Origin of the sequence: Micromonospora sp. NPDC049275 (assembly GCF_043197115.1) — a bacterium.
Taxonomy (GTDB): Bacteria; Actinomycetota; Actinomycetes; order Mycobacteriales; family Micromonosporaceae; genus Micromonospora.
Genome location: NZ_JBICSN010000003.1, coordinates 268452 through 280118, shown reverse-complemented (window position 1 = coordinate 280118; position 11667 = coordinate 268452). Strand labels below are relative to the sequence as shown.

Annotated in this window: 11 protein-coding genes; 1 reads left to right on the top strand and 10 read right to left on the bottom strand. The window is 69.9% G+C overall.

Features of this window, described 5'->3' with window-relative positions; all coding sequences use genetic code 11:
- Nucleotides 1-38 precede the first annotated feature (38 nt).
- From ACGFIE_RS11800 to ACGFIE_RS11755, 10 genes are all read right to left on the bottom strand, one after another.
- Complete coding sequence (locus tag ACGFIE_RS11800; protein ID WP_393293671.1) at nt 39-1316, bottom strand: hypothetical protein; 1278 nt, start codon at nt 1314-1316, stop codon at nt 39-41.
- A 281-nt stretch (nt 1317-1597) separates the two neighbouring features.
- Nucleotides 1598-1870, bottom strand: a complete 273-nt coding sequence (locus tag ACGFIE_RS11795; RefSeq protein ID WP_393293669.1) for a hypothetical protein — start codon at nt 1868-1870, stop codon at nt 1598-1600.
- Nucleotides 1871-1884: 14 nt separating this feature from the next.
- On the bottom strand, nt 1885-2847 hold the full coding sequence (locus ACGFIE_RS11790; RefSeq protein ID WP_393293667.1) for a DnaB-like helicase N-terminal domain-containing protein: 963 nt from the start codon (nt 2845-2847) through the stop codon (nt 1885-1887).
- A 24-nt stretch (nt 2848-2871) separates the two neighbouring features.
- Nucleotides 2872-3567, bottom strand: a complete 696-nt coding sequence (locus tag ACGFIE_RS11785; RefSeq protein WP_393293665.1) for a hypothetical protein — start codon at nt 3565-3567, stop codon at nt 2872-2874.
- Nucleotides 3564-5345 (bottom strand): type IV secretory system conjugative DNA transfer family protein, encoded by a 1782-nt coding sequence (locus tag ACGFIE_RS11780; RefSeq protein WP_393293664.1) that lies wholly within the window; start codon nt 5343-5345, stop codon nt 3564-3566. Before ACGFIE_RS11780 ends, ACGFIE_RS11785 begins: the two co-directional genes overlap by 4 nt.
- On the bottom strand, nt 5346-6842 hold the full coding sequence (locus ACGFIE_RS11775) for a VirB4 family type IV secretion system protein (RefSeq protein WP_393293663.1): 1497 nt from the start codon (nt 6840-6842) through the stop codon (nt 5346-5348).
- A 5-nt stretch (nt 6843-6847) separates the two neighbouring features.
- Nucleotides 6848-8383 carry an SCO6880 family protein gene (locus ACGFIE_RS11770; RefSeq protein ID WP_393293661.1) on the bottom strand — a complete coding sequence of 512 codons (1536 nt, stop codon included), beginning with the start codon at nt 8381-8383 and terminating at the stop codon, nt 6848-6850.
- Entirely contained in the window at nt 8380-9954 is a 1575-nt protein-coding gene (locus ACGFIE_RS11765; RefSeq protein ID WP_393293658.1) for a hypothetical protein, read from the bottom strand. The genes ACGFIE_RS11770 and ACGFIE_RS11765 overlap by 4 nt, the downstream gene beginning before the upstream one ends.
- Complete coding sequence (locus ACGFIE_RS11760) at nt 9951-10676, bottom strand: hypothetical protein (protein WP_393293657.1); 726 nt, start codon at nt 10674-10676, stop codon at nt 9951-9953. Before ACGFIE_RS11760 ends, ACGFIE_RS11765 begins: the two co-directional genes overlap by 4 nt.
- Nucleotides 10677-10684: 8 nt before the next feature.
- Nucleotides 10685-10984, bottom strand: coding sequence for a hypothetical protein (locus ACGFIE_RS11755; protein ID WP_355621940.1), 300 nt, complete (start codon nt 10982-10984; stop codon nt 10685-10687).
- Nucleotides 10985-11190: 206 nt separating this feature from the next.
- Here ACGFIE_RS11755 and ACGFIE_RS11750 point away from each other — a divergent pair, with 206 nt between their 5' ends.
- The gene (locus ACGFIE_RS11750; RefSeq protein WP_393293654.1) at nt 11191-11652 is read left to right on the top strand and encodes an XRE family transcriptional regulator; all 462 of its coding nucleotides are present in this window, start codon (nt 11191-11193) and stop codon (nt 11650-11652) included.
- Nucleotides 11653-11667: the final 15 nt, after the last annotated feature.

Sequence of the window (11667 nt, the reverse complement as noted above, 5' to 3'; positions counted from 1 at the left end):
GACGAGGTCCCGAAAGCGGTCGAGGCCAGTGTCAGAAATCAGACGACGAGGCGTTCGAGTCCGGGGCACTCCACACGCGGAAACCGCTGACGATAGGTGTCCGCGAACTCGACGACGTGACGCCGACCGAGATCAGTCAACTGCCAACGGAACTCCACCACGTGCGTTCCACCAGGAGCCAGCACGGGCACTGCCTCGATCAAACCTCTGCTCGGCCGACCACCGGCCGCGTTGCGATAACCGACGCCAAGAAAGAACAAAGATCTGCCCGCCAGCCGGTCCTCCGGCAGGCCCTCGGGCCCGGCCGCCGCGACCCGGGCCAATACGCCCCATAACCACTCCGACAACAGATGCGGCTCGTGATCCACTTCGACAGCCTCATCCAGACCCGCCCGGGCGGCAGCCCGTCCGCGTCGGGTGATCTTGACGGCAATCCGAACGACCTCACCGGCATCCGGATGATCGATGACGTCCTCGGTCACGATCACCAGGCCCCGGCGAGCGAGGGCGTGCAGGGTCCGGCCAGCGCCCGGGTCATGAACCCCACGTCGGCGCAGCCGCTCCTGGAGACGCGTATGACCCGGCTCTGACGACGCCGCTTTCAGGGCCAGCGGCAGCTGACGCCACTCGGCGGCCGGCGGCACCGGTAACCGCTGCAGCCGACGCATCCACATCTCGGTCTCGGTCATCCGGTCGTCGCGCATGATCTCGCCCAGATACACGCGCTGCCGCTCATTGAGCGATGCCCACGCCTCGGCAGCGGCCCGAGACGGCCCCCTGCGTCCTCCGCTTTCCACCGCCGGCGCAGGATCCTTCGGTCGGGTGCGCATCCACGCGTCCAGAACCATCCGGGTCGGCACCCGATAGATCTTGGCCAGCGGCGGCAAGAGGCGACCGGTCATCACCGGCTCCGCCCAATCCCGGCCGGCCATCGACTCACCGCATTCGAGCGCAGACAGCGCCTCCGCCGACACACGCAGATCCTGACCGGCGTGAGATGCCTTCAACAACTCCGACGTGCGGGCCAGCGTCAGCCCGATCAAGAAGCGCAGATCGGCAAGTGTCTCCTGGCCTGGCACGATGTCGATCAGCTCATCAGGGCGGCAACTCACTGCCTCGGCCAGGCGTTCCACCTCAGCCGGAGTCGCCGCAAGCAGACCTTCCTCAAAGAGGAACACCTTCCGGGCGGACAGCCTTGCGCGTACGGCCGCATCGCGCCGCGCCAAGCCACACGTCAACCGTCGTGCAGCCAGAGCCCCCGGAATCAGCCGACGGGCCGCAGGCACGATCATGCCGGCGTCGACAACCGTCGTCACGCCGCCCACGTCGGTCCGACATCCGCAGACCTAGCCTTCATAGCCATCGCAACCGTCCCCACCAGCGACGATAACCCGTTACGGGCCAAACTGCAGGCGACCTAGGGGACCGCCCTTGACTCACAGTCTCCAAGTATCGAACACATGTTTGATCGTTGCATGGATGTGTCGACTAGTCGAGCGGTGCAGTGGTGGAGACACGCCTAGCCGTCAGTACCGGATTCAGCGCTTGTACCGCTCGCCGACAACCCACAGGCAGCGTGCTGCTAAGCCTCGACGGCTCAGACCCAGAGCGCGCCGTTGTTGAGCCGCTCGTGCCACTGATCGAGCCTGAGGTTCTGCCCCTCGTCGGTGATCTCGACGTAGCCGTCGTGGTCGCCAATCCACCAGACACCGTCGTGGTGGACGAACATGTGGTGTCGGTCTCGCGAGGAGAGGCGGCTGACCCGCTGTTGCTCTTCGTGGTGGCGCATCTCGTCGTGGCTCATGGTCCGCGGTGCGCGGGGCGGGGCGCCGGCGCTGATGGTGGTCGCGGGTTCGGGGTTCGTGTTCATGGCTGGCACTCCCTTCACAGCTCGATACGAGGGGCGTCGAGGTTTGGGCTGGATTCGCGTGACGGTTCCAGCCCGGCAACTGGGCCTTCGACTTCCGCGGAGCGGGCGGTAGCGGCGGCCTCGGCTGCGCTGGCGCTGCGGGTGAGCGTGACCGTGACGTGTTCGGAGACCAAGTCGTGGCCGATGGTGACGGCGGTCCCGACTGCGACGGCGGTGACCTCCAGTCGGGCGAGGTGGGTGTAGTGGTCCAGGGTCTCTGGAAGCTGCTGGTGTGGGCCCCAGAGTGATTGGATCTCCCGTGCGCGTTCGACGTTCCAGGCGAGGATGACCGCGTCGATGGGGTCGTGGTCAAAGGCGATCGAGACGGCGAGTTCGTAGGTGAGGCGCCGTTCGTCGGTTGTGAAGACGTCGGAGGTCAGCCAGGCGGCGACGTCGCGGGCTTGTTCGGGGTGCTGTAGAAGGTCGGCGATGATCGCGTCTTCGGGGTGCAGGTCGGCGGCAGCCAAGGCCACGACGGTGGGCAGGGACAGTGCCTGGTCCGGATCGATCGTGCTGGCGGGGGCGAAGATCTCCGCTTGGGCGGTGAGGGCCTGGCCGAGGCGGGCGAGGGCATCCCGGGCGACCGGATCGGTGGTTTGCGCCGCGGCGGTGAGGTAGGGCTCGGCGAAGTCGATGGTGTCGCGGTCGAAGGCCGCTTGGATGACGATCTGGCTGTAGGCCCGAACACGCTGGTCATCCGGGGCAGCGGCGGCGAGGGCATGGAGCAGGTTGGTGTCGACCTCGGGTTGGTCAACGATCGCGACGACAGCAGCAACGATCCGGCCGGGCTCGTCGCCGTTGACGGGGGTGTCCAGGATCGCGCTGTAGATGGCCCGGTGGGCGGGGTGGCTGAAGTCGTCGCTGACAAGGTTGTCGGTGATGAGGGGTTGGTTCGGATCGGCGAGGAGGGCACCGAGAACGCCCTGCTCCGCGCGCATGATCAGTTCACTCATGGCGGGTCCTTACTGCTTCGTGAGCTGGTCGCGGACGGTGTCGGCGGCGCGCATTCGGGCGCTCGTTTCGTCGAGGTGTGCGTGGTGGTCGGGGTCGGTACACCGAAGCCACGTCGCGCCGTCGCTGCTGCGGGTCCACCACGCGCCGGCGAGGTGGGCGTAGTAGGGCATGCTGCGGCTGTGTAGCCGGGCCTCGCCCTGGTCAAGGGCCGTGGCCATCTCCGCGTCGGCGAGCATGTCGGGCAGGCTGCTGGCCGGGCCGGGCGCAGGGCTGGAGGCCATCAGCGGCGGCCCGTGGGCGTGCCAGCGTTGGGCGAGGTCGGGGTGCGCCTCGCTCAGTAAGGCTGCGCTGGTGTGACCTGCCCGGCAGGTCGGTGCCCAGAAGTTGCTTGCGGCGGCGAGGGTTTGGCGCAGTTCTCCGTGCCAGGAGCGGGGGGAGTGGGCGCCGCCGCTGTCGCGGCTGGTGTAGATGACGTCGCGCCAGAACTTGAGGCTGCGGAGTTCTTCGACGAGGCCGGGGTGCTGTGGCCAGCACAGTGGCAGTCGCTCTTCGCGGGAGAGTTCGTAGAGGTCGTGGATCCAGGTGACCCAACTGACCAGCGCCGCCCACTCGGCGGTCTGCTCTTCGGCTGTGAGGGCGTGCCACTCGCGGATCGGCCGTACGGGAGCGTCCGATGCCGCAGCGGCCGGTCCGTCGATGGTCATCGCGGGGTCTCCGGGGTGTGGCCCATCAGGGTGCGGGCGTAGCGGACCGCGTCCGCGTACTCCTTGGCGTGTCGGCTCTCGTAGTGCCGGGCCATGCGGGTGAGGACGGCCGGGGTGGTGGCATGGATGACCAGCGCCTCCCGGCGCTGCTCGTTGAGGGTGCGGATCGCCTCGGGGGACATGGTCTTGCGGTCGGTGACGGTGGTCTGGACGGTGACGCCGCGGTCGTTGCGTTGCGGGACGAGGAGGGTTTCGCGGTAGGTGCCGGCGAGTTGGGAGAAGTCGTCGAGGTCGTCGCCGGCGAGCCCGCCGAGGGCGATCTTGATGGTGGAGTTGGCCCAGAGCATCCGGCGGCCCACGGCCCGCCAGCGTTGTTCGGCGGCGGCGAGGTTCTGCAGGACGGCGGTGACGAAGATGCCGCTGCCTGCGGCGTAGGACATCAGCTGCGGTAGGTCCGGCAGCGGGACGACGTTGGTGACCTCGTCGAGGATCAGGCCCAGGGGCGGGTCCAGCCGGCCGGTTGGGGCGCGCAGTGCAAGGCGTTTCGCGGTGGTGGTGATCTCGTCGACGAAGGCGGTGACGAGTGGAGCGAGGGCTTCGGCCTGTTGTTCGTCAACGAGCAGATACACGGTGTCGGTGCCGGAGCGCAGGAACGCCTCGATGTCGAAGGATTCGTTGACGGTCCCGGCGAAGACGTGGTGGGCGGCTTCGCCGAAGAGGCAGCTGGTGCCGGTCTGGACGGTGGCCCACAGGTTGGACCGGGTGGTGTGCGGTTGGCGGTAGAACCCGTCGAGCATTTTCAGGACTCCGTCGCGGGCGCCGTAGGCGTCGCGCAGGAGCTTCACGGGCTGGTCGTTGGTGTCGTCGGTGGACCAGGCCAGGATGTCTGTCATGGTCCGGCCGGTGAGGGCGGCGGTGTGCAGCCAGGCGGCCATCAGGTTGGTGGCGGTCATGCCGAAGAACCCGGCGTTGGTGGCGTCGGTGCTCTCCTGCTTTCCGACCTGGATCATCACGCCGGCCCGCTTGCGGGCGACGTCGTACCGGTCGCAGCCGGCGATGGGGCTCCAGGCGATGCGGTGCGGCCAGGTGAGGTCGCCGGTCAGCTCCATCACCCATGCCGTTCCCGCCCGGAGGGTGGCGGTGTTCTCAAAGACGTCGGGACGTACGGAGGTGACGACTGCGGCGCCGGGGAAACCGCGCAGCCACGGGATGATGACCTGGCTGGTCTTGCCCTGCCGGGGCGGGGCGACCAGGAGCACGGAGGATTCGAGCCCTGCGTGCAGGCGCATCGATCCGGCGTCGCCCAACGGCACCGCGACGTCCGTCAGCTTCGGCTTCTGAGCCAGACCAGGCCGCAGGCGCGGGGCCGCCCGCAGGACGGCCTCGGCGGAGAGGGTGCGCCGCAGCTGCTGCCGCGATGCCATCCCCCGGGCCTGGCGTCCGTTGCCCCACCGCTGCCACAGCACCGCTCCTGCTGTCGAGAGGGCACCGGTGACGAGCACGGCGGCGGTGTAGAAGCGGATCGGACCCGGTAGCTGGCCTTGGGCGGATGGCGGCCAGGCCAGTCGAGGGTCGTTGAGGTGCCGGGGCAGGGCGAGAGCGATGCCGTACGCGTCGGCTGGGGAGGTCACCGGCCAGTGCAGCGCCAGCAGCCCGGCGACCTGGCCGATCAGCCAGATGCCGATCATGGTGCCAGCGGCCACCGCGACGATGGCACCCACCACCCAGTCAGAGCCGTTGGTGAGACTCCCGCCGAGCCGCGTGGTGTTGCCGCTCATCTACACCGCCATTCGTTCGTTGGTGTAGAACAGCTGCCGTTCCTGCGGGGTGAGGATGGTCTGCACGATCTGGCTGGGCTGTCGGCCGATTTTCCACAGCGCCCGGCCGACGTGCTCGCCGGACCAGGAGGCGATGTGGGCGCACTCGGTGTCGGTGAGCCCGATCTGGTCCTTGGTCATGGCCAACGGCGCGGTGTCCTGGCGCAGGCATACCCGCACGTCGCAGGAGGCGATGAGGTTGCTGGCGATGGTGACCTCTTCGCTGCCGGCCGGACCGACGGCTTCGAAGTCGGCGAGCCGGTGGGTGCTGAGCACCTGAATCGTTCCCTGGGCGCGGGACAGTCTCAGGTCCGAGTCGACCTTGCGGATCATGGCGGGGACACGCATGGCCCGCCAGAGTTCGTCGCGGATGACCATGCGGACGGGCCCGCCGGGTTCGTCGATGGCGGCCTGCCCCCAGGAGGAGACGCAGGCCAGGGTCATCGCGACGGTCTCGTCGCCGCGGCCGTCGATGCGGGACAGGTCAACGGTCTGGATGGGGGCGTCGAAGTCGAGGCGGATGGTCGTCGGCCCGTCGAACAGGCCGCTCAACGACCCCTGGACCATGTTGCCGAGGGCGTCGGCCGTCGGGCGGATCATCTCCCGCAGTTCCCCGGTGTCATCGCCACGGACCCGCAGTTCGGAGGCCATTTCCGGCAGTGGGTCGCGTAGTAGCGCCCAGACGGCCGGAATGGTCGGGTCGGTTAGGTCGCTGTCGCCGGTGGCCTCGCCGGAGGCGTGCTTGATGGCCAGGGACAGGGCCGCCTCCTCGGTCGGGGACAGTGCCCGACCAAGTCGCATCACCAGTAGCGAAGAGAGCAGGGTGATGCGTCTGCGGTGGATCTCGTCGAGCCGCTCGCGGAGCTTCTCCGTGTCGCCGGGAAGGTTGCGGCCGAGGGGTCCGCTGTCGAGGGGGTTGAGTCGGTTGCCGAGGCCTGGCCCGAGTTCGAGGGGCTCGACGCCGAGGTGGCGGGCGAGGGTGGCGTACTCGTTCTTGATGTCGCCGAGGACGAAGGCGCGCACGCCGTAGGCCATCAGCCGGTAGCAGAGCAGTTTGATGGTGGCGGACTTCCCGGAGCCGGGTACGCCGGTGATGAGGAAGTTCGGGTTGGTGATCAGTTGCAGGCGCAGCCACTCGATGGGGTGGCAGGAGAAGCTGCCTCCGGACTGGGTGTCGATACCGATGTAGGTGCCGGCCGGGGGCATCGTCTGCCCGTACAGCCATGGGTAGAGGCCTTGCATCTGGCCGGTGGAGGCTCGGAAGACGGGGATCTGCGGGGCGCGGGCTGCCTGCCCGGCGAACGGCCGCGGCCATCCGCGCCGCGGCGGCGTCGGCTCCGGTCGGGTCCGCCCCGGCTTCGAGGGGGCAGCGGCGGGCGTGGTCGGGGTCGGGAGGTCGCCGAGGAGGTCGCTCAGGTCGGCGACTGGCAGGTTGTTGCGTCGGGTACGGCGCAGCATCGGGCTCACCACCGCTTCCGGGGCAGGCCGAAGCCGAGCGGGAGGGCGCCCATCACGAAGCCGGTGTCGTGGGCGTACCACATGCGGCGCAGCTCGATGCGGGCTGCGGCGGCGTCGGCCTCCAGTGCCGCGCAGGCGTCCTCGGTCTGGGCGGGGTCGGTGACGGTCACGGTGACGTAGCCGGTGAAGCGGACCAGGCCGTGGCCGGCGGCGAGTTCGGCATCCTGCGCCTCGGCGCGTGCCAAGGCCTGCCGCTCGTGCTCGGGCACGATCTGCTGGGTGCGGTGGCGCATCCCCACGGCGACGGATCGGCGGGTCCGCTCCCCCATCACCTTGCGGGACGCCTCGCGCGGCCCGAGGGGTTCGATGTGCATCGAGTACGCCCGTCGGTGCACGCCGTCGCCGAGGAGCGGGGCGAGGACCGTGGAGTAGACCTGGTTGCGGGGCCAGTCGTGGATCCAGTACGTGACGGAGTGGGCGCCGTCGTGGGCGTAGCTACCCGGGGAGCTGAGCGCGGCGGCGGGGCCTGCGACGGCCGGGTCGACGCCGGCGGGCAGGCCGCCGGCACCCGGGGTGGTGGCGTTGGCGCGGCGTTCGGCGAGGTGCCGGCCGGCGTGCGGGTCGTAGGCGGTGCGGATGACCTCGGCGAGGTCGCGGGGGCCTAGCCACGACTCGACCTGCAGGTCCGCGCCGGCGATCGATGCGGACAGGGCTCGCAGGTGCCGGGTGAGGATGTCCGCGGCGGCGGCGCTGCCCCCACCGGCGCTCTTGATCGCCCCGGCAGCCCGGCGGTGGTCCATCGTGAAGGCCAGGTACGCCTCCCGGCCGCTGCTGGACAGGGCGGCGGCGGTGAGCAGATCGCTGGTGACCGCGACGGCCTCGGCCGGGGCGGTGGCGGCGACGTGGTCGACGTGCCAGCGGCGCAGCGCCGCTCCGGACTCTGGGACGATGCGCTGCAGCGCCTGCACCCGCACGATCGGGTTCCCCTCCGTGCACAGCCCGGCCAGCAGCGCGCCCCAGCCGGCGACGCGTTGGTCCCGGCGAGCGGAGTCGACCAGGCTGATTCCGGAGTACCGGACTCGCGCGACCGCCGTGTAGGTGCGGTCCAGACGGTGGTACGCCACCGCGAGCGGCTGCCCCGACGGACCCTGCGCCTCCAGAATCGTCAGCGGTGCCAGCACTCCGGGCAGGTCCATCGGTTTCGCGGCCGTCGCGTCGGCCGGGGCGGGAGCGAACGCGCCGGAGAGGAAGCGGTGCCGGGTGCGGGAGCGGCCCCAGTGATAGGAGGTGAACGCCAGCACCCATTCGTCGGTGGTGCGGCCTCCGACGCGCAGGAACGCCAGCGTCGCCAACACGATGGCGAGCGGCCAGAGCACGGCCCCGGCGGCGGGGTGGGCGGCGGCGAGCGGCCAGATCCCCGCTAGGACGGCGCCGGCGAGCATCGTGACCCGTTGCAGGGTCATCCCGAACAGGAATGCGACCTTTTCGTGCTGCCACCCGAAGTAGCTGCGGGTGCGGTGCTCGGCGGTGGGCGTGCTCACCGGTCGACCTCCTCGGTCGGGCTATCGGATGAAAGATCGTGTGGAACAGGAGGCGGGGCTGAATCGGCTACGCCCGCTCCCGTTGGGTGGATCGGCGGCACGGCCGAACTCGCGGCGCTGGCCGAGGGCCTTGACGTCGCGTTGGTCTGCGTGGGCGCTGACGGAATGTGGTGCGGTGGCGGCACGGCTTCGGCCGCTCGACTCGGCGCAGATGCCGGAGCGGATCCGGTCATGTCACCGGAGGAGGCCGGGATTCGAGGTTTCGCTTCAGCCGTTGCGGTAGAGCTTCCGGTGGTGCCAGTTGGTGCGGCGGAGCGGCCAGCGGTGCCGGTGAGGGCGCCAGTCCAACTGCCGGTGTACCGGGAGTAGCCGGCCGGGCGGGCGTGCGGGTTCGCACCGTGTACGCCAGCGTGTCCGGCGGTCTGTTCCATCCGCCCGGCCAGGGAGTTGACTGCCCGCTGGGCCAGGTCGACGCCGGCGGCGGCGACCGCGACCGGTGCGGCGACCGCCCCGAACGCTGCCGCAGTGCCGCCCGCCATACCGGCGCTGCCGGCAGCCGTGCCGCCGCCAGCGGCGCCGCTCTTGCCGGCGGCCGAGGCGAGGGTGCGTGCCTCGCTGGCCTGGCTGAACTGGGCCGGGTTCACGCCGCTTGGTGGGCCGCTGGCGTTCGCCCTGCCGGCGGCGAAGCCGAGCATGCCGGCGAGGCCACCGCCGGCGGCGGCCTGCACGGTCGCGAAGGTGAAGAAGCGGGCGATGACCGGCCACGCGACGACGCCCATGAGCAGCACCAGCATGCCGGTCAGCAGGGTGGTCACGTCCTTGGCCCGGGTGGGGTCGGTCGGGTCTCCGAGAACGCCGAAGCCGATCGCGAAGACCAGCGCGATCACCGGCTTGAGGATGATCAGCTGGATGGTGGCGCCGCAGAGCTTCGACCACCAGCTCTGCGTCGTCTCCGACATGTTGCCGACGGCGGCGATGGGCGAGGTGGCCAGCAGTACCGCGATCGCGGCGTTGCGCAGCAGCAGCTCGAACCACAGCACCAGCGTGAGCGCGATGCCGACCAGCGCGAGGATGAGCATCAGTGACCCCGAGGAGCCGGTGACCGAACCCATCTGGAACAGGACGGTGAGTTTGGCCTTGAGGCCGTCGTTGCCGCCCAGGGATCGGTTGATGATGCCGCGGCTGACTTCGTCGGCGGCGATCAGGGCGGCGTTGGCGACGACCATCGTGACGAGGAACGCCAGCACCGCCTTACCCGCGCCGACGAGGCCCTGCGCCAGCGGGGAGCCGTCGCGGGTGGCGACGGTCCGGACGACCTGGAGGAGCAGCAGTAGGGCGGCGATGCCCATCGCCAGCCACCGCGAGATCGCCAGTGGCTGGTTGATGCTCATCAGGTCGAGGTTGGGGAACGCGACGAACGCATCGGCGAAGGTCTTCAGCAGCGATGTCGCGGCGTCGGCGAACGAGCGGCAGACTGACTCCCAGGCGTTGGCCGCGGCGCCGTCGATGATGCCGCCGGGGGTGCAGCCGCTGATCTGGCCGTTGAGCGGGTCGCAGGCTGCGGCGTTCACGAGGTGATTTCCTGCCAACCTCGGGCGGCGGCCTCGGCGCTGCCGGGCTGGGCCGCAAGGCTGGTGTAGTCGGTGGTGGCCGCCTGATCCGGTGGTAGGACCTTCCAGTCGGTGGCGGCCCAGTGCAGCCGGATCGGGTACACGCCGATGGTGGAGGCGACCTGCCGGCCGGGCGCGGTGGTGGACAGGTAGCCGAGGACCAGCACGGTCATCGTGTCCGGTGTGGCGTCGCGAAGCTGGTAGGCGGCCGGTCCGAAGGTGAGCGACGCGCCCAGCGGCACCGGCCCAACCGTGGACACGCCGAGGGTGCGCCGCAGGTTCACCGCCCCCTCGGCGAGGTAGTCGCTGGCGTCGCCGAACGAGGGGTCGGCGATCACGGTGGCGATCGTCCGCGCGCGAGCCGGGTCGAGGTTCGACAGCACCTGCGTGAGGTACTCGGTGCCGGCCGCCACCGCACCCACTGGTGAGTGCGGGTGGCCCACCGCGATGCCCTGCACCGTCTGGCTACCGGCGCCCAGCCGCACCGGCCCGCTCGGAACTGACATTGAGGAGCCGGTGGCCATGGGCGGCAGCGCGCCCGGCGGCACCGTTTGGGAGTCGCCGGAATGGGGTTTCAGCACCCAGACGATCAGCCCAGCGGCCGCGACCAGGGTCGCGAGTGCTCCGCAGGCGATGACGACCCACCGGGCGCGGCGCGGTCCCGGGTCGATGAAGTCGTTCACGGCTCGGCTCAGTTCGCTGCGCCGAAGACGGTGTTGACCAGGGGGATCGCCATGGCGGTGACGATCACCCCTCCGAGCGACCAGATGAAGGCGCTCTTGCCCATCTCAGCGGTGCCGGGCCGGTTGGAGAGCTTCCCGACGGCCATCAGGCCGCCCGAGGCGAGGGCGGCGATGGCGCACCCGATCAGCGCGCCCCACTTGACGTAGGACAGCAGCAGCGAGATGCCGTTGCTGCCTCCCGTCGGGTCAGCCGGAGCCGGGTTGGGCACGTCGGCGAGCACGGACAGGGCGGAGGGAAGGGTGTGCATGACGAACTCCTTGCAGAGCGGAGGGACACGCCGCCGCGACCTGACCAGCGGTGTTAGCAATCGCGTACAGCAGGGTCAGACTTTAAGCAGCCCGCCGTCCGCAGGGATAGACCCGCCTGGGTGACATAGGTCATGTGGCAACTTGCGTCTGCGATTGCTGTCATTGCAGGCTTGACCGACGCACGTACAGGAAGGCCAATGCCGGGATGACGACCGACGACAGGACCCACCGCGTCGCCGCGCGCCTGGATCACCTGTTCCGCACGGTCTACCCCGCGACGCTGGGCCGCCCCTACAGCTACCGCGAGGCGGCGGCGAAGATCGCCGAACTGGCCGGTGGCGAAGCGGTGATCTCCCCGGTCTATCTCCAGCAGATCCGCACCGGCCAGCGCAAAACGCCGAGCCTGGACAAGCTCGCCTGGGTTGCCCAGTTGTTCGGCGTCCCGGTGACCTACTTCAGCGATGACATCGTCGCGGAACGTGTTGACGCACAGCTGGAGATCGTCACTGAGCTGCGCGACGACGGGGTGCGGGAACTCGCCCGGCTCGCCGCCGGGCTGTCAGCGGAGGCCCTCGAGCCGATCAAGGCGCAGCTACGGTACGCCCGCCGGATTGAGGGCTTGCCGGACGCCGACAGCGGTGGGACGCTGCCGGTCAATCGAGTGTGAAATGCCTCTGACCTG